This window comes from Micromonospora gifhornensis, from assembly GCF_016863515.1.
Classification (GTDB): Bacteria; Actinomycetota; Actinomycetes; order Mycobacteriales; family Micromonosporaceae; genus Micromonospora; species Micromonospora gifhornensis.
This window is the reverse complement of sequence record NZ_BOPA01000045.1, coordinates 35,814-51,788: the sequence shown is the minus strand read 5'-3', so window position 1 is coordinate 51,788 and position 15,975 is coordinate 35,814. Positions and strand designations below refer to the sequence as shown.

The 15,975-nt window shown below is 69.9% G+C and carries 17 protein-coding genes; 9 read left to right on the top strand and 8 right to left on the bottom strand.

Annotated elements, in window-relative coordinates; translation table 11 throughout:
* Positions 1–133 precede the first annotated feature (133 nt).
* Positions 134–721 (top strand): hemerythrin domain-containing protein, encoded by a 588-nt coding sequence (locus Vgi01_RS26480; RefSeq protein ID WP_102656377.1) that lies wholly within the window; start codon positions 134–136, stop codon positions 719–721.
* Between the two features lie 120 nt (positions 722–841).
* Here the strand turns inward: Vgi01_RS26480 and Vgi01_RS26475 are convergent, their stop codons facing one another.
* On the bottom strand, positions 842–1,840 hold the full coding sequence (locus Vgi01_RS26475) for a sulfite exporter TauE/SafE family protein (protein WP_102656378.1): 999 nt from the start codon (positions 1,838–1,840) through the stop codon (positions 842–844).
* 179 nt (positions 1,841–2,019) lie between these two features.
* Between Vgi01_RS26475 and argG the strand changes: the two genes are divergently transcribed.
* On the top strand, positions 2,020–3,471 hold the full coding sequence (argG, locus tag Vgi01_RS26470) for an argininosuccinate synthase (protein WP_204292887.1): 1,452 nt from the start codon (positions 2,020–2,022) through the stop codon (positions 3,469–3,471).
* Positions 3,472–3,548: 77 nt separating this feature from the next.
* Here the strand turns inward: argG and Vgi01_RS26465 are convergent, their stop codons facing one another.
* Genes Vgi01_RS26465 through Vgi01_RS26455 form a run of 3 tightly spaced genes read right to left on the bottom strand, consistent with a single transcriptional unit; the run spans position 3,549 to position 5,178 of the window.
* Complete coding sequence (locus Vgi01_RS26465) at positions 3,549–4,526, bottom strand: NAD(P)-dependent alcohol dehydrogenase (protein WP_204292886.1); 978 nt, start codon at positions 4,524–4,526, stop codon at positions 3,549–3,551.
* The gene (locus tag Vgi01_RS26460; RefSeq protein ID WP_204292885.1) at positions 4,523–4,756 is read right to left on the bottom strand and encodes a helix-turn-helix transcriptional regulator; all 234 of its coding nucleotides are present in this window, start codon (positions 4,754–4,756) and stop codon (positions 4,523–4,525) included. The genes Vgi01_RS26465 and Vgi01_RS26460 overlap by 4 nt, the downstream gene beginning before the upstream one ends.
* Positions 4,750–5,178, bottom strand: a complete 429-nt coding sequence (locus Vgi01_RS26455; RefSeq protein ID WP_204292884.1) for a hypothetical protein — start codon at positions 5,176–5,178, stop codon at positions 4,750–4,752. The genes Vgi01_RS26460 and Vgi01_RS26455 overlap by 7 nt, the downstream gene beginning before the upstream one ends.
* Positions 5,179–5,404: 226 nt before the next feature.
* Here Vgi01_RS26455 and Vgi01_RS26450 point away from each other — a divergent pair, with 226 nt between their 5' ends.
* From Vgi01_RS26450 to Vgi01_RS31200, 3 genes are read left to right on the top strand one after another with little or no spacing between them, the layout of a single operon-like run.
* Complete coding sequence (locus Vgi01_RS26450) at positions 5,405–6,322, top strand: polyphosphate polymerase domain-containing protein (protein ID WP_204292883.1); 918 nt, start codon at positions 5,405–5,407, stop codon at positions 6,320–6,322.
* 4 nt (positions 6,323–6,326) lie between these two features.
* Positions 6,327–7,001, top strand: a complete 675-nt coding sequence (locus Vgi01_RS26445) for a DUF4956 domain-containing protein (RefSeq protein WP_102656383.1) — start codon at positions 6,327–6,329, stop codon at positions 6,999–7,001.
* The gene (locus Vgi01_RS31200; protein ID WP_204292882.1) at positions 7,001–8,719 is read left to right on the top strand and encodes a CotH kinase family protein; all 1,719 of its coding nucleotides are present in this window, start codon (positions 7,001–7,003) and stop codon (positions 8,717–8,719) included. Before Vgi01_RS26445 ends, Vgi01_RS31200 begins: the two co-directional genes overlap by 1 nt.
* A gap of 78 nt (positions 8,720–8,797) precedes the next feature.
* Here the strand turns inward: Vgi01_RS31200 and Vgi01_RS26435 are convergent, their stop codons facing one another.
* Entirely contained in the window at positions 8,798–9,385 is a 588-nt protein-coding gene (locus Vgi01_RS26435; RefSeq protein WP_204292881.1) for a TetR/AcrR family transcriptional regulator, read from the bottom strand.
* Between the two features lie 76 nt (positions 9,386–9,461).
* On the opposite strand from Vgi01_RS26435, the gene Vgi01_RS26430 reads away from it, so the two are divergent.
* A complete protein-coding gene (locus Vgi01_RS26430) occupies positions 9,462–9,953 on the top strand; it encodes an FBP domain-containing protein (protein ID WP_102656386.1) in 492 nt (163 codons plus the stop codon).
* A gap of 35 nt (positions 9,954–9,988) precedes the next feature.
* Entirely contained in the window at positions 9,989–10,921 is a 933-nt protein-coding gene (bla, locus tag Vgi01_RS26425; protein WP_373307048.1) for a class A beta-lactamase, read from the top strand.
* A gap of 8 nt (positions 10,922–10,929) precedes the next feature.
* Here the strand turns inward: bla and Vgi01_RS26420 are convergent, their stop codons facing one another.
* On the bottom strand, positions 10,930–12,051 hold the full coding sequence (locus Vgi01_RS26420) for a carboxypeptidase-like regulatory domain-containing protein (RefSeq protein WP_204292879.1): 1,122 nt from the start codon (positions 12,049–12,051) through the stop codon (positions 10,930–10,932).
* Positions 12,052–12,136: 85 nt separating this feature from the next.
* Positions 12,137–13,615, bottom strand: coding sequence for a glutamate-cysteine ligase family protein (locus Vgi01_RS26415; protein ID WP_204292878.1), 1,479 nt, complete (start codon positions 13,613–13,615; stop codon positions 12,137–12,139).
* 153 nt (positions 13,616–13,768) lie between these two features.
* On the opposite strand from Vgi01_RS26415, the gene Vgi01_RS26410 reads away from it, so the two are divergent.
* Positions 13,769–14,113, top strand: coding sequence for a DUF3817 domain-containing protein (locus Vgi01_RS26410; RefSeq protein WP_102656389.1), 345 nt, complete (start codon positions 13,769–13,771; stop codon positions 14,111–14,113).
* Between the two features lie 46 nt (positions 14,114–14,159).
* Here Vgi01_RS26410 and Vgi01_RS26405 read toward each other — a convergent pair whose 3' ends face one another.
* Entirely contained in the window at positions 14,160–14,699 is a 540-nt protein-coding gene (locus Vgi01_RS26405; protein ID WP_204292877.1) for a hypothetical protein, read from the bottom strand.
* A gap of 148 nt (positions 14,700–14,847) precedes the next feature.
* Between Vgi01_RS26405 and Vgi01_RS26400 the strand changes: the two genes are divergently transcribed.
* The gene (locus Vgi01_RS26400) at positions 14,848–15,966 is read left to right on the top strand and encodes a baeRF2 domain-containing protein (RefSeq protein WP_204292876.1); all 1,119 of its coding nucleotides are present in this window, start codon (positions 14,848–14,850) and stop codon (positions 15,964–15,966) included.
* Positions 15,967–15,975 lie beyond the last annotated feature (9 nt).

Genomic DNA, 15,975 nt, shown 5'->3' with positions numbered 1-15,975 from the left:
TGTCGGATCGAGTGCTTGACCGTCGTGCTGAGGCCACTCGATTCCACATCGAGCGTGACCATGATCGCGTGTGGGCTCGTCCAGGTCGGGTAGGGGTGACGACAAGGACGAGTTCGACAGCGGGAGGTTGATCATGACCGCAACCAAGCCGGACCAGGATGTCATTGATCTGCTCGTCGACCAGCATGAGCAGATCAGGTCGTTGTTCGCGGAGGTCAGGGAGAGCGAGGGGGAGGCCAAGCAGCAGGCCTTCCAGGATCTCGTACGCCTGCTGGCCGTGCACGAGAGCGCCGAGGAGCAGGTGGTGCATCCGGCGGCGCGGGCCGACGCGGGGGACGCGGTGGTCGACGCGCGGCTGCGTGAGGAGAGTGAGGCCAAGCGCGAACTCTCCGAGCTGTACGAGATGGGCACCTCGGCGCCGGGGTTCGACGCCCGGTTCGCCGCGTTCGAGCAGGCGGTGCTGGACCATGCGCGGCACGAGGAGCAGGAGGAGTTCCCGCAGTTGCGGCGCGACACCGATCCGCAGCGGCTGCGTCAGATGGCCGGTGCCGTGCGGGCCGCCGAGGCGATCTCGCCCACCCGGCCGCATCCGGCGGCGGGTGAGTCGCCGGTGAGCAACATGCTGCTCGGGCCGCCGGTGGCGGTCTTCGACCGGATGCGGGACGCGGTCCGTGACTGGCGCCAGTCCCACGACAGCGAGCATCAGTCGCACGGCAGGTGACCTGAGGGTCGGGCGTGCGGGGGCACGGTCGTGCTCGATTCCGGATCGAGTGGCATCCCTACAAAGGTGAGGCCACTCGATCCGGGATCGAGCGTGAGAGTGGGAGTGGCCAGGTGGCTGCTAGACCCAGGGGGCGGTCGGGTACCAGGGGATGATCTCGCGGCGGGCGAGCAGGCGGACGTCCCAGTAGAGGAACATGAAGGCGCCCGCGATGATGAACGCCACCGCGATGGTGGCGGCCAGTCGGGTCGGCTTGGCGGCGAACCAGCGCTGGAGTCGGCTGCCGACGAACCAGCTCAGCAGCAGGAACAGGATCGCCATGATCACGATGTTGCCGATCGACTGGAGGGTGAAGGCGGCCGCGCCGTACAGCGGGTTGCCGCTCTCGGCGGCGTCGCGGAACATCTGCCGGAACAGCGGGAACGGCCGTCCGATCAGGAAGCCGGCGATGAGCGCGCCCATGAAGACAAGCGGGGCGTTCGGGTAGCGCTGCGAGATCCGGGCGAACGGGTCCGGCACCACCTTCAACGCGGCCAGCCCCAGGTAGATCATGACCAGGCCGATGATGCCGTAGACCACCATGGACTGGATGCTGCGCGGTGACAGCGAGCCGGGCACGTTCGGCGCGGTGGAGAACTGCGGCATCGCGGTGCCGACCAGGCCGACGATCGCACCGTAGAGGGCGGAGACCGCGATCATGCCGACCGCCATCCAGCCGAGTGGACGCAGCGGCGCCAGGAAGCGGCTCATCCGGCTGTCGGCCGTGCCGGTCAGGGGAGCGAGAGCGCCGAAGGCGGCGATGTTGCAGGCGGTGAAGGTGCCGGCGATCCCGGAGACGAAAGCGAACATCACGCCCGCCACCGCCCCGCTGATCGGCGTTTCCTTCGCGTCGTGGCCCAGGAGGGTGTTGGCGACGTTGTCGCCGATTGTCGAATCGACGAATTCGGCGGACCAGACGACGGTGAGCAGGAAACCGCCAAGCAGGCTGAGCAGGATGATCATCCCGCGTCGGCGGGGGACGTCTCCGGGAGCGAACAGGGAGGTGGCGCGGGAGTCGGACGGTAGCTGGATCTTGTCGGCGGCCTGCGGGCGGCGGGTACGACGTTCTGCTTGTGTCACGGAAAGACTCCTCAGCATCACGGAGGGTGAGGAATTGATGATGCTGGATTATTCGAGCGTGCCTTTCTCCCTGATTGCTCTATGTAATGCCGGAACGGCTGATGGTGGGGTCGGTCGAGGTGGTGGCACCACCCACCCCTGGCTTGCATGGGTATGCGCCGTGGTGCATACTCTTCCTTGTGTCCAAGGTTCTGACCTCCCTGCCCATCGGTGAACGTGTCGGCATCGCCTTCTCCGGCGGCCTCGACACCTCGGTCGCGGTCGCGTGGATGCGCGACAAGGGCGCGATTCCGTGCGCCTACACCGCCGACATCGGCCAGTACGACGAGCCCGACATCGCCTCGGTGCCCGGCCGCGCGCTCAACTACGGCGCCGAGCTGGCCCGGCTGGTCGACTGCCGAGCCGCCCTGGTCGAGGAAGGGCTGGCGGCGCTGACCTGCGGCGCCTTCCACATCCGCTCGGGCGGGCGGGCCTACTTCAACACCACCCCGCTGGGCCGGGCGGTCACCGGGACGCTGCTGGTGCGGGCCATGGTCGAGGACGACGTCCAGATCTGGGGTGACGGTTCCACCTTCAAGGGCAACGACATCGAGCGGTTCTACCGCTACGGCCTGCTGGCCAACCCGCAGCTGCGCATCTACAAGCCGTGGCTGGACGCCGACTTCGTCACCGAACTCGGCGGGCGTAAGGAGATGTCGGAGTGGCTGCTGGAACGCGGCCTGCCCTACCGGGACAGCACCGAGAAGGCGTACTCCACCGATGCCAACATCTGGGGCGCCACGCACGAGGCGAAGACCCTGGAGCACCTGGACACCGGCATCGAGACGGTCAACCCGATCATGGGGGTCCGGTTCTGGGACCTGTCGGTGGAGATCCCCACCGAGGACGTCACCATCGGCTTCGACCAGGGTCGCCCGGTGACGATCAACGGCAAGGAGTTCGCCAGCGCGGTCGACCTGGTGCTGGAGGCCAACGCCATCGGCGGCCGGCACGGCCTGGGCATGTCCGACCAGATCGAGAACCGGATCATCGAGGCCAAGAGCCGGGGCATCTACGAGGCCCCCGGCATGGCGCTGCTGCACGCCGCGTACGAGCGGCTGGTCAACGCCATCCACAACGAGGACACCCTGGCCAACTACCACAACGAGGGGCGCCGCCTGGGTCGGCTGATGTACGAGGGCCGCTGGCTGGACCCGCAGGCGCTGATGCTGCGCGAGTCGTTGCAGCGCTGGGTGGGCACGGCGGTCACCGGGGAGGTGACGCTGCGGCTGCGCCGCGGCGAGGACTACTCGATCCTGGACACCACCGGCCCGTCGTTCAGCTACCACCCGGACAAGCTGTCGATGGAGCGTACCGAGGACTCGGCCTTCGGCCCCTCCGACCGCATCGGCCAGCTCACCATGCGTAATCTGGACATCGCCGACTCGCGGGCCAAGCTGGAGCAGTACGCGAACCTCGGCATGGTCGGCGGCGGATCGCCGCAGCGGATGGTCGGCGCCGCGCAGGCGGCCTCGACCGGGCTGATCGGCGCGATGCCGCAGGGTGGCGCCGAGGCGATCGCCTCCCGGGGTGTGGCCCCGGCCGAGGACGAGGCCCTCGACCGGGCCGCCATGGAGTTCGGCGTCGACTGACCGTCACCGCCGGGACCGACTCGTCACCGGTCAGCCCTGTCGCGGCTGACCGGTGAAGTCGCCGGTGAGCGAGACCGTCAGATGGTGACCACGATCTTGCCCGCTGGGTGCCCGGTGCGCAGATGGCGGAGAGCGTCGGCCGCCTCGGCCAGCGGATAGCAACTGTCGACCGGCGGGGTGAGTGCGCCCGAGGCGATCAGGTCACGCAGTTCGTCGAGGTCCTCGCTGCGCTCCACGGCACTGACGTTGCGCAGTCGATGGCCGACGAACAGGGACAGCAGCGGTGCCCCGAACATCTGCCGGCCGTACCCGCCGAGCAGCCCACCCCGGGTGTACGTGCCACCGACCAGCGCCAGGGTGCCGTGCGGGGTGAGCGCACGACGCATCAACGACAGCGGACGGTCACCGCCGGTGTCGATGACCACGTCGTACACCGGACCATCCCGGTCGACCTCCTCGCGGGTGTAGTCGAGCACGTCGTCGGCGCCGAGGGAGCGGACGAGGTCGGCCCTGGCGGGGGCGCAGACCCCGGTCACGGTGGCGCCGTACGCCTTGGCGATCTGCACCGCCTGGGACCCGACGCCGCCGGAAGCGCCGATCACCATGACCCGCTGCCCCGGCCGCACCGCGCCGCTGTCGCGTACGGCGCGCAGCGCCGTCAACCCGGAGACGGGAGCCGCGGCAGCCTGGGCGAAGGACACGTTCGCCGGCTTGTGGGCCAACCGCCGCGCAGAGGTGCTGGCGAACTCGGCGTACGACCCGCGCAGGCAGGTGCCGAACACCTCGTCGCCCGGCCGGAACCGGGTCACCCGGGCGCCGACCTCGGCCACCACCCCGGCCAGGTCCCGGCCGCGTACCGGCACCCGGGGCCGGCGCAACCCGCTGGCCAGGCGTACCAGGTACGGCTGACCGACCATGAAGATCCAGACTCCGGGATCCACCGCCGCCGCGCGCACCTGCACGAGCACCTCGTCGTCACCCACGCGGGGCCGGTCGACCGCGCCCAGCCGCAGTACGTCGGCCGGGCCGTAGCTGTCCTGAACGATGGCCCTCACGGTGCCACCTCCTCGGAGTCGGGGTACTGGAAGACGTCGTCGAGCCGTACGCCGAACACCCGGGCGATCCGGAAGGCCATCTCCAGGGAGGGGGAGTAGCGGCCCTGCTCGATGGCGATCACGGTCTGCCGGGTCACCCCGATCCGCTCGGCGAGATCGGCCTGGGTCATCTCGTCGTGGGCGAAGCGCAACGCCCGGATGGTGTTGGTGACGCGTGTCGGTTTCACCACTGCGGGACACCCCTGCGGTAGACGATCACCTTCGCCAGCGAGCCGATCACGGCCGACAGGACGAAGCAGAGGTAGATGACGTTGGCGATCCAGAACCAGTCCCACTCGGCCATCGCCATCAACATCGCCGACACCGCGCCGATGATCACGAACGCCTGGCCGACGTGGTCACCGAGGCGCCCGATCTCCCGGTCGCGGACGTCCTTGACCCGCGAGGCCCGCGGGTTGGCCATGCCCATCACGATCTCGGCCACGATGCTCGCGACCATCGCACCGCCCACCGTCCAGAGCAGCGCGCCGACGTAGGGCACCGCGGTGAGCGACCCGCCGTCCTGCCGGCCCAGCACGACCGCCACATAGCCGGCGTACGCGATCACGCTGACCACCAGCATGATCCACGCCCGTTTCTCCTCGTGCGTCACGACGGCCTCCCCGAGGTAAAGAATCTTTGACATCCTCAGAGTAAGGCCTTCTTGACATCATGTCTAGAAAACTTTACATAGCCGATCTTGTGGGCGGGCGAGACCACGTCGCGGGGGACTTGGTGCTGCCGGTTCACCGCTGGCTCACCCGGTACGCAAAGCTGATTCATAGCCTCGTCCGCTTGGATGTGCTGGTCCCCGTCGTCACAGAGATCGGCCATGTCGTATGCGTTCCTGGCTCCGCCGGGCTGCGTCCCAGGCCCCAGACCCGCAGTCGTCCTCCCGGCCACAGTCGACCCCGCAGGGCGGGCCGGAGACCGGTGACGACCGGGGTGGGCACGCGCTGCGGGCGCCGAGCAGGTTGCACGCCTTCAACCGGTACGAGATCAAGTATCTGGTGCCGACCGGCGACGTCCCGGCGTTGCGCGAGCACTTCGCCGCCCGGATGGACCGCGACAGCCACGGCGGCGACACCGGGTACGGCGTCTGGAGCGTCTACTACGACACCGCCGATCTGCGCTTCTACTGGGAGAAGATCGAAGGGCTGAAGTTCCGCCGCAAGCTGCGGGTGCGGCACTACGGCGAGGCGTCCACAGTCACCGACGACAGCATCGTGCACGTCGAGATCAAACAGCGGGTCAACCGGGTCACCCAGAAACGTCGGGTGGCGTTGCCGTACCACCTGGCCCGCGACCTGTGCGACCGGCGCCAGTTGGTCGAGCACACCCCGGAGCAGCGGGCCTTCCTCGACGAGGTACTGGAACTGCTCTGCGGCCTGGACCTGCGGCCGGTGGCGATGACCGGCTATCAGCGGGAGGCGTTCATCGGCCGGGATTCCGACCTCGGCCTGCGGGTCACCCTCGACCACCGGGTACGCGGCCGGGACCGCGACTTCCACCTCGGTGCGGACGCCGAGAACCGACTCATCGTGCCGGCCACGTTCTCCGTGCTGGAGATCAAGGCCAACGAGCGGGTGCCGTACTGGCTGACCGACCTGGCCGCCCGGACGAACCTGTCAATCGTCCGCATGTCGAAGTACTGCCAGAGCGTCGAGGCGTTCGGTCGTGCCCCCCGCTCCCTCTTCCACGTCCCCGACGACGCCGAGTCGGCTGCCGCCGGCAGCCCGTTGAAAAGTGAGGTCTGAACCCATGCCGTTCGAGTTCCAGGATCTGTCCGGCACCTTCAGTGTCGGCGACATCGCCCTGGCCCTTTCGCTGTCGTTCCTGCTCAGCGCCATGATCGGTTGGGTCTACCGGTTCACCCACCGCAACGTGTCGTACAGCCAGTCGTACGTGCAGACACTTGTCATCCTCGGCATGCTCATCTCGCTGATCATGCTTGTCGTCGGCTCCAACATCGCCCGCGCCTTCGCCCTGGTGGGCGCGCTGTCGGTGGTGCGGTTCCGCAACGCCATCAAGGAGACCCGTGACGTCGGTTTCATCTTCCTGGTGATGGGCGTGGGCATGGCCTGCGGCACCCGGTTCTACCTGCTGGCGGTGGTCGCCGCCGTGACGATCAGCCTGATCATCGTGCTGATGTACCGCTTCAACTGGTTCGCCTCCAACGTCCAACGCCAGGTGGTCAAGGTGCAGGTGCCACCCGGCAGCCACACCGACCACATCCAGGACGTGCTGATCCGCTTCACCAGCGAATTCGAACTGGTCAGCATGGAGACCATCCGGGGCGGCGCGCTTACCGAGATCATGTACACGGTGCGGTTGAAGAAGGGCACCGAGCCCGCCGACCTGATCAACGCGCTGGCCGAGCGGACCGGCGGCCAGCGGGTGACCGTGCTGACCGGCTACGACCAGACGGACCTGTGATGCGCTGGCGGCATCGCATCCCGGTCCGGATCCGGCACTACTGGAAGTTCCTCGCGGGCTGCCTCGCGTTCGCGCTGGTGCTCGCCGTGACGCTCAGCTCGGTGCCGATCCGCCCGTACGTGACAAGCACCAGCGCCAGCGGCGGTGACCTGGTCACCCAGGACATCGCCGGCACCATCGACCTCTTCGACGAGACCGTCGCGCACCGCATCGAGTTGGTCTTCCGCGACGCCGACTACGAACGGATGCTGGACGCCTTCTACGCCGAGGGGGAGAAGGAGTACCTGGAGGCCGACCTGGTCATCGACGGCACCGCCATCCCCAGCGTCGGCATCCGACTCAAGGGCAACTCCACCCTGCGCAGCCTGACCCGCAACGGGCAGACCTCACAGCGCGGCGGCGGCCCGCAAGGCCCGAACGCTCCGAACAGGCCGGATGGTCGAGGCCCCGGCCAGGCTGGGCCCGATGGTCAGGCTGGGCCAGGTGGTGCCGGCGGGCCGGGTGGATTCTCGCGGACGTCACTGCGGGCCGAGGAGCCGGAGACGCTGCCTTGGCTGATCCGCTTCGACGAGTACGTCGACGGCCGCCGGTACCAGGGCCATCGGGAGATCGCGGTGCGGGTGGCCGGCATGGGCGGCGGATCCACCGTGCTCAACGAGGCGGTCGCCCTCAATCTGCTCGCCGCCGGCGGCGAGGTGGCCCAGGAGTACGCGTACACCAGCTTCACTGTCAACGATCGGCCGACCACCGCGCGGCTGGTCGTGGAACATCCCGACGAGCATTTCGCCGAGGACTTCGACGCTCCCGGGGTGCTGTACAAGTCGCTGGCCACCAGTCGATTCACCGACCAGGGTGACGACCAGACCGCGTACGCCGACGACTTCAAGCAGATCACCATGAAGGGCAGCCAGGACCTGCAACCCGTCATCGACCTGATCAGGTGGGTCGACACGGCCAGTGACGCCGAGTTCGACACCCAGCTCGCCGACCGGCTCGACGTGACGTCCTTCGCCAGGTACGTGGCCTGGCAGAACCTGCTGCTCAACTTCGACGACATGTCCGGTCCCGGTCGCAACTACTACCTCTGGTACGACCTGACCTCCAAGAAGTTCAGCGTCATCGGCTGGGACTACAACCTGACGTTCAGCGGGGACGCCGCCCAGGGGCCCCACGAGCAGGGCCGCTTCGGTGGGGGCGGTGCCTTCCGGGGCGGCGCGAACCAGGGCGGTCCGGACCGCGCGGGCGGCGCGCAACAGGACACCACCGGCCCGCCCGACGGTTTCACGCCGCCTGACGGTTTCACGCCGCCTGACGGTTTCACGCTGCCCGAAGGTTTCACGCCACCCGAAGGTTTCACACCGCCCGGCGGAACCGCTGGACCGGGTGGGAACGCTGGACCGGGTGGGAACGCTGGACCGGGTGGGGACGCCGGACCGGGTGGGAACGGCGGACCGGGTGGCGGCGGACACAAGCTCAAGGAGCGGTTCCTCGCCAGTGAGAAGTTCACCCAGGTGTACGAGGACGCCTACCGCGACCTCTACCAGGAGGTGTACGCCAGCGGTGCGGCGCTGGGCGCGGTCGACGCCATCACAAGCGTGCTGGCCACTGTCGACGGATACGACGCGGCGGCGGCCGGCAGGGATGCGGAGAGCCTGCGCACGCTGATCGGCCAGCGCACCGAGAGCCTTGCCAGCAACGAGGTGATCACCCGGAGCTGACCGGCCGAGGCGTGGCGGCCAGGACCGGACCCAGCCCTCGCTGCTGCTCCTCGGGGCTGGTGGCGGATCGGGCGCTGGTCAGTGTGGTGGCCGGCGGTTGCTGGGTGACTGGGAGGAGAGCAACGCGTCCAGGGCGTCGAGGGTCCACGACCAGGACTCCTCGCTGTCGGGGACGCTGTGGCTGAACGCGCCGCCCAGGTCCAGGCTGGCGAAGCCGTGGAACACGCTGCCGAGCAGGCGTACCGCGTGGGTCTGCTCGGGCTCGCCCAGGTGGTAGCCGCGCAGGACCGCGCGGGCCAGCTGGGAGTGTCGGGGGCCGGCGCTGGCCGCCGCCGTCGCCGAGTCGAGTCGCAGTTGGCTGGCGGCGTACCGGCCGGGGTGTTCGCGGGCGTAGTCGCGGTAGACGTTGCCGAGCGCGACCAGGGCGTCCTTGCCGGCCCGGCCGGCCACGGCCTCGGCGGCCCGGTCGGCCAGCTCGTTCAGCGCGAACAGCGCGATGCGTACCTTCAGGTCCTGGGTGCTGCGGATGTGCGCGTACAGGCTGGCCACCTTGACGCCGCAGCGCTGCGCCAGCGCGGAGGCGGTGACCCGGTCGAAGCCGACCTCGTCGGCCAGCTCCGCACCTTCGGCCGCCAGGCGCTGCGGGGTCAGTCCCAGCCGTGCCATGTTCCCTCCAGGGTCCGTGTGTCATGACACTCTTAATGACTTTGCCTAAAGTCTTTAGGAAAAATACCATGGCGTTATGGAAGCACTGACCGAGTCAGAGATCCGTGCCGCTTTCGTCAACTGCAGCAAGGGGGAGGCCAAGCGCCTGTTCGTGCCGCGGGACCTGGCCACCCGGCCCTGGGCCGACCTGGATTACCTGGGCTGGCGTGATCCGAAGGCGGAGGACCGCGCCTACCTGGTCACCGAGCAGGCCGGCCGCCCCACGGCGCTGGTCCTGCGCAGTCCGAGCGCGGCGGCGGGGCGAGGCAGCCGCAACATGTGCTCGATCTGCCTGACCTCCCCGGAGGCCGGGGTCAGCCTGCTCGTCGCCCCCAGGGCCGGTCGCGCCGGCCGGGACGGCAGTTCGGTGGGCACCTACCTGTGCAGCGACCTGTCCTGCTCGCTCTACCTGCGCGGCAAGAAGGACGCCGGGGCCGGCGCGCGGCTGCACGAGACGATCAGCCTGGACGAGAAAATTGCCCGCACCACCACCAATTTGGCAGGCTTCATAGCGAAGGTGATGGCCTGACCGGTTCGTCATCACCGGCTAGCTGGAAGGATGCGATTTTGCTCAGCACCACCCGCCGTACCCGTGCCGGTGTGCTCGCCGCCGTAGTAACGGCTGCGCTGCTCACCGGTTGCTCGACCGACACCCCGGCCGCACCCTCCTCACCGGACGCCCCGTCGGCCACCCCGCCGGGCACCCCGTCGGCCGCGCCGGTCGCCGTCGACTTCGGTCCACTGGAGCAGGAGTTCGACGCCCGCCTCGGCGTGTACGCGGTGGACACCGGCACCGGCCGCACGATCGAGCACCGGGCCGACGAGCGTTTCGCGTACGCCTCGACGTTCAAGGCCCTGGCCGCCGCCGCGGTGCTGAAGGCGACCACCGCCGAGGAGTTGGACCAGGTCGTCCGCTACTCCCGCGACGACCTGGTCACCTACTCGCCGATCACCGAGCAGCACGTGGCGACCGGCATGACGCTGCGCGCGATCGCCGACGCGGCGGTGCGCTACAGCGACAACACCGCCGGCAACCTGCTCTTCGACCGCCTCGGCGGTCCGGCCGGCTTCAAGCAGGCACTGCGCGACATCGGCGACGACGTCACCGAGCCGGCGCGGATCGAGACGGCGCTCAACGAGGGCACCCCGGGCGACGTCCGCGACACCAGCACGCCCCGGGCGCTGGCCACCTCGCTGCGGGCGTACGCGGTCGACGACGCGCTCACCACCGAGGACCGGGACGTGCTTGTCGACTGGCTCAAGCGCAACACCACCGGGGACAAGGTGATCCGGGCCGGCACGCCCGACGGCTGGGTGGTCGGCGACAAGACCGGCTCCGGCGGCTACGGCACCCGCAACGACATCGCGGTGATCTGGCCGCCGGACCGGGCGCCCATCGTGCTGGCCGTGCTCTCCAGCCGGGACGCCGAGGACGCCGGCACGGACGACGCCCTCCTCGCCCGTGCCGCCGAACTCAGCTTGAACGCCCTGCGCTGAGGCGCGGATCAGGGCGCGGCGGGGCCGGTCAGGTCGAAGTGCGCGGTGACCGGCGAGTTGCGCACCCGTAGGGTCCGGGCGTCGTCGATGCCGGCGACGTTCGGATACCAGCGGCTCGGCGTGTACGCGCAGTCGCAGCGCAGCAGCACCCGCTGCCCGGGCAGCAGCCGCAGGAGGTAGTTCTCGGCGGCGTCGGCCACACCCACCACGTCGCCGGTGCGCGCGTGGAAGGCGACGACCTGCGAGTAGAACGGCATCTCGGCGGTGGTGATCGTGCCGCTGACCACCGTGCCGGCGGTGAGGGCCGTGTCGGCGGTGGCGGTGCCGCCGGCGCGTACCCGCACCGTGGCGGCGCGCAGCCGGTCGGCGGTCGCCCCGGACCACTGGCTGGCCAGCCCGTAACCGCTGAAGTACAACGGCCAACGGTACGGCCCGAGGCCGGTCAACGTGTAGCGGCCGTCGTCGTCGGTGAGCACGCCCTGACTGCCGTACTTGGGGTGCTGGATCTCCGGCAGCAGCAGTACGGCGGCAGCGGACACCGGGGTGCCGTCCGCGACCCGGGTCACTCGGCCGGTCACCGTGCCGGGCGGGTCGAGGCGTACCCGGGGTGCGGTGACGACCCGGCCCGGTCGTACGTGGACGATCGCCGCCCGCTCCCGCTGACCCGTGCCGCCGTGCGGGCCGACCCACTGCGCGCCGTACCGGACGCTGTCGTAGGGGCGGACCAGCAGGTGGTATCGGCCGGGTGCCACGCCGGTGGCGGCCACCGGGCCACCGTCGAGGTCGGTGCAGCCGGCGTACCGGCCCTGCTGCACCTCGCCCAGGCCCACGACGGTGAGCGGGTCACGGTCGGCGGGAACCAGGTTGAGGCAGGCCCGCACGGCGGCGCCGGTGACAGCGTCCCGCACGACGGTACGCACCTCGCCGGTGCCGACCGTGCCGGGTTTCCCGGCGCTGGCAGGTTGGCTGGCGGGGGCGGCGGTGGCAGGTCGGCTGCCGGGGACGGCGCTGGCCGGTTGGCTGGCGGGGGCGGCGGTGGCGGGTTGGCTGGCGGCAGCGGGCAGCGGATGGCCGAGCCCGATGAGGAGTGCGAGGGCGGTGAACGCGACGGCCGGACGTGGCAGCGACATCGGCGGATCCTCTCGACCCGGCGGAGGGAAACGCACTCACCGTAATCGTTGTATCCGCGCCGTTGCGCGCAGTGTCAGGAGTCGGTCAGGGGATCGGCCACTCGTGCACCGGACGGTTGCTGTGCATCAGCTCCACATAGTGCCGGACCACCTCGCGCAACGCCGTCGGCCGGTCGAGCTGGTCGGCCGACTCCAGCCGGTGCAGCGTGGCGATCTGCCAGGTCGCGCCGTTGCGTCCGGTCAGGCACCGTTGCTCGATGATGCCCAGCAGGCGGTCCCGTTCGTCCGGATCCAGACCCCACCGGTCCAGGCCGTACTGCGCCAGCGGCAACAGCCGCCGCAGCACCAGCTCGGTGACGGGCAGGTAGCCCAGGCCCGGCCAGAAGATGTGCGCGTCGATGCCGTGCCGGGCGCAGGTGTTGAAGTTCTCCTCGGCGGCGCTGAACGACATCTGCGACCACAGTGGCCGATCGGCCTCGGCCAGCGCCCGAACCAGTCCGAAGTAGAACGCCCCGTTGGCGACCGTGTCCAGCACGGTCGGCCCGGCAGGCAGCACCCGATTCTCCACCCGCAGGTGCGGGCGACCCCGGGACACGTCGTAGACCGGCCGGTTCCACCGGTAGACGGTGCCGTTGTGCAGCCGCAACTCGGCAAGCGTCGGTACGCCACCGCTGGCGAGGGTCTCCGACGGGTCCTCCGCATCGCAGACCGGCAGCAGCGCCGGGAAGTAGCGCACGTTCTCCTCGAACAGGTCGAACACCGAGGTGATCCACCGTTCACCGAACCACACCCGAGGGCGTACGCCCTGGGTCTTGATCTCCTCGGCGCGGGTGTCGGTGGCCTGCTGGAACAGCGGGATGCGGGTCTCGCGCCACAACTCCCGACCGAAGAACAGCGGCGAGTTGGCGCCGAGTGCCACCTGAACCCCGGCGATGGCCTGGGCCGCGTTCCAGTAGTCGGCGAACTGGCTCGGCCCGACCTGGACGTGGAACTGGGTGCTGGTGCAGGCCGCCTCCGGCGTGATGGTGTCGGCGGTGACCGCCAACCGCTCCACCCCGTTGATGGCGATCCGCAGGTCCTCACCACGGGCCGCGAAGATCTGCTCGTTGAGCAGTGCGTACCGGGGGTTCGCCGACAGGGTGGCCGCGGTCAGATGCTCGGGCAGCACGGTCGGCAGGATGCCGATCATCACCAGGTGCGCGCCGACCGTACGGGCCCGTTGGTCGGCGGCGTTGAGGGTGGCCCGCAGGTGTTCCTCGAACTCGACCGTGCCGGTGCCGTTCAGCCGGCGGGGCGTCACGTTGATCTCGATGTTGAACTGGCCCAACTCGGTCTGGAAGCTCGGATCGGCGATGGCCCGCAGCACGTCGGAGTTGCGCATCGCCGGCATCGAGTCGTCGTCGACCAGGTTCAGCTCGATCTCCAACCCGGTCATCGGTCGTTCGAGCTCGAAGCGGGACTCGCGCAGCATCTCGGCGAAGACGTCGAGGCAACGGCGCACCTTGTCCCGGTAGCGAGCCCGATCCTGGCGGCTGAACGTCTGCACGCCGACTTCCTCGCCCATGGTCACCACCTTGTCACCACTGGTACCCCCAACGTCGCATGTCCATGCACTCTGTGAAAAGTCCTGACGTCCGGTTACCCACCATCCGGTAGGCGGTGACCGGCGTCGCCTCTGCGCACGGCAGCATGAGCCGCCCCCGCCGCCGGCACTACCATGGCCGTCGTGCGTGACAAGGTGACCCGGTTGTTCGTGGTGGCGGCGATCGCTGAGGCGATCTCCTGGGCCGGCCTGCTCGCCGGCATGGCGGTCAAGTACGGCCCGCCCGGCAACGAACTGGGGGTGCAGATCTTCGGCCCGCTCCACGGCGCGCTCTTCGTGATCTACGGGGCGCTGGTGCTCGCGGTGGCCCGGGTACGCCGGTGGAGCCTGCTGGCCGCCGTCGTGGCGCTGGCCTGCGCGGTGCCGCCGTTCGCCACCATCGCCTTCGAGCGCTGGGCCCGCCGGCGCGGCATGCTGGACACCACCGAGCCGGTCCGCGAGCCTGCCCCGGTCGGCTGACCCTGCCCCGGTCGGCTGCCCGGCCTCCTTCGGCGGCAGCGAGGGCTCAGGTGAGAGCGGTGCAGGCGGCCAACCCGGTCAGCAGCAGCGCGCCCAGCACGGCCTGCAACAGCAGTGGCGGCCCGAGATGCGACCACATGGTGGCGGTACGCGGACGCAGCAGCTGACCGGTGGTCAGGTTGACGATCCGCTCGATCTTCGGCGGCAGGTCGGGGTCGCCCTGGTCGCGCAGCGTCAACTGGACCAGGTCGGCCGGATGCAGCGCGCTCTGCGGCAGGTGCCCGTGCAGCTCGACCTCGTACAGCCGGCCGTTCTCGTCGCGCAGCCGGATCGGGGTGACCAGGTACTCCGGGCCCTTTTTCAGCTCCTTGAACTTGCGTCGGCCGGTGCCCGAACCGGCGGAGAGCGCGGCGCGCACCAGCTTGGCGAGCAGGCCGACCACCCCCGCCGCGGCCAGCACCATCACCAGCACCGGCTGGCCCACCCGTACCTCCCGGGGATAGCCGTCCATCAGGCGGGCGACCCGGGCTGTGAGGATGCGGCCGGTGGGGTGGAGGCTGCGCCGGGAATACGATGTCACGTCCATTTCCACCACCCTGAGTCCGCATCCGTGCACAGATCGTATCGATCCTCCGGGTTGAACGGCGTGAATGAAATCCGGTCACGCGATGACAGGCAGGTGACAAGCCGGGTGAGGCGGGTAAGCGCAGGGCCGAGCTGGAAAGGGGTCGAGCATGCAGCTGTCCTTCCTGCGCCCGCTCTACGACCGTCCCGGGCCGTGGTGCTCGGTCTATCTGGACGCATCCCTGGACACGGAGGATGCACACGCGGCGCTCGATCTGCGCTGGCGCGACCTGCAACGGCGACTGGCCGAGCAGGGTGCCGACGAGCCGACCGTCGCCGCGATCGACCGGGTGATCCGGGGTCACGACCCGATGCCCGGCGACTACGGGCTGGCCGTCTTCGGCACCCGGGGCCGGGTGGTGCTCTCCGAGTACCTGGCCGCCCCGCCGCGCCGTGACCTGGCCGCGTACGCCCCGCTGCCGCACGTGATGCCGTTGCTGGCCCAGCGCGGCGAGCAGGTGGCCTGGGTACGGGTCGTGGCCGACCGCACCGGTGCCGACGCGATGTCGGTAAGCGCCGGTGGCGTACCGCGTCGGGCCCACGTCGTCGGCCGGGAGAGTCACCAGCTGCGTCGGGTCCAGCCCGGCGGCTGGTCGCAGTCGCGCTACCAACGGGCGGCGATGGAGGCGTGGCACCACAACGCCGGTGACGTCACCGCAGCGACAGTGGAACTGGCCGAACGGGTCGGCGCCGAGGTGGTCGTGGTGGCCGGCGATGTCCGCGCCACCGGCATGATCGCGGCACAGATGCCGGAGCGATGGCAGGACATGGTGGTGCGTACCGACGCCGGCTCGCGAGCCGGTGGCGCGGACCAGACCCTGCTGGACGACCTCACCGTGCAGACCATCGCTGAGGTCGCCGACCAGCGGATCAACGCGGCGCTGGACCGCTTCGGCATGCAGGAGGACGTCGGGGCCGGACTCGACGCCGTGGTGGCCGCGCTGCAACGCAACCAGGTCGACACCATGCTGATCGTGGACGACCCGTCCGCCGACGGCGAGCTGTGGATCGGCCCCGCCGCCACCGACATCGCCACCGCGCCGGGTCAGCTACCCGGCGTCGGCGACCCCGAGCGGGTACGCGCCGACGCGGCGCTGGTGCGCGCCCTGGTCGGCACCGACGCCGAGCTGACCGTGCTCGGCCCGGACGAGGCCCCGCAGTTGACCGACGGGGTCGGCGCGGTGCTGCGGTACGTCGACCCGTCCACGCCGGGACGGGGCGGTGCCTGACCCGCGTCT

Coding starts and splice junctions, on each gene's coding strand:
- Vgi01_RS26400 (WP_204292876.1), top strand. CDS start 14,848: ATGCAGCTGTCCTTCCTGCGCCCGCTCTACGACCGTCCCGGGCCGTGG.
- Vgi01_RS26450 (WP_204292883.1), top strand. CDS start 5,405: ATGCGTTCCTGGCTCCGCCGGGCTGCGTCCCAGGCCCCAGACCCGCAG.
- Vgi01_RS26410 (WP_102656389.1), top strand. CDS start 13,769: ATGGCCGTCGTGCGTGACAAGGTGACCCGGTTGTTCGTGGTGGCGGCG.
- Vgi01_RS26480 (WP_102656377.1), top strand. CDS start 134: ATGACCGCAACCAAGCCGGACCAGGATGTCATTGATCTGCTCGTCGAC.
- Vgi01_RS26435 (WP_204292881.1), bottom strand. CDS start 9,385: ATGGCACGGCTGGGACTGACCCCGCAGCGCCTGGCGGCCGAAGGTGCG.
- Vgi01_RS31200 (WP_204292882.1), top strand. CDS start 7,001: ATGCGCTGGCGGCATCGCATCCCGGTCCGGATCCGGCACTACTGGAAG.
- Vgi01_RS26430 (WP_102656386.1), top strand. CDS start 9,462: ATGGAAGCACTGACCGAGTCAGAGATCCGTGCCGCTTTCGTCAACTGC.
- Vgi01_RS26415 (WP_204292878.1), bottom strand. CDS start 13,615: ATGGGCGAGGAAGTCGGCGTGCAGACGTTCAGCCGCCAGGATCGGGCT.
- Vgi01_RS26420 (WP_204292879.1), bottom strand. CDS start 12,051: ATGTCGCTGCCACGTCCGGCCGTCGCGTTCACCGCCCTCGCACTCCTC.
- Vgi01_RS26445 (WP_102656383.1), top strand. CDS start 6,327: ATGCCGTTCGAGTTCCAGGATCTGTCCGGCACCTTCAGTGTCGGCGAC.
- Vgi01_RS26405 (WP_204292877.1), bottom strand. CDS start 14,699: ATGGACGTGACATCGTATTCCCGGCGCAGCCTCCACCCCACCGGCCGC.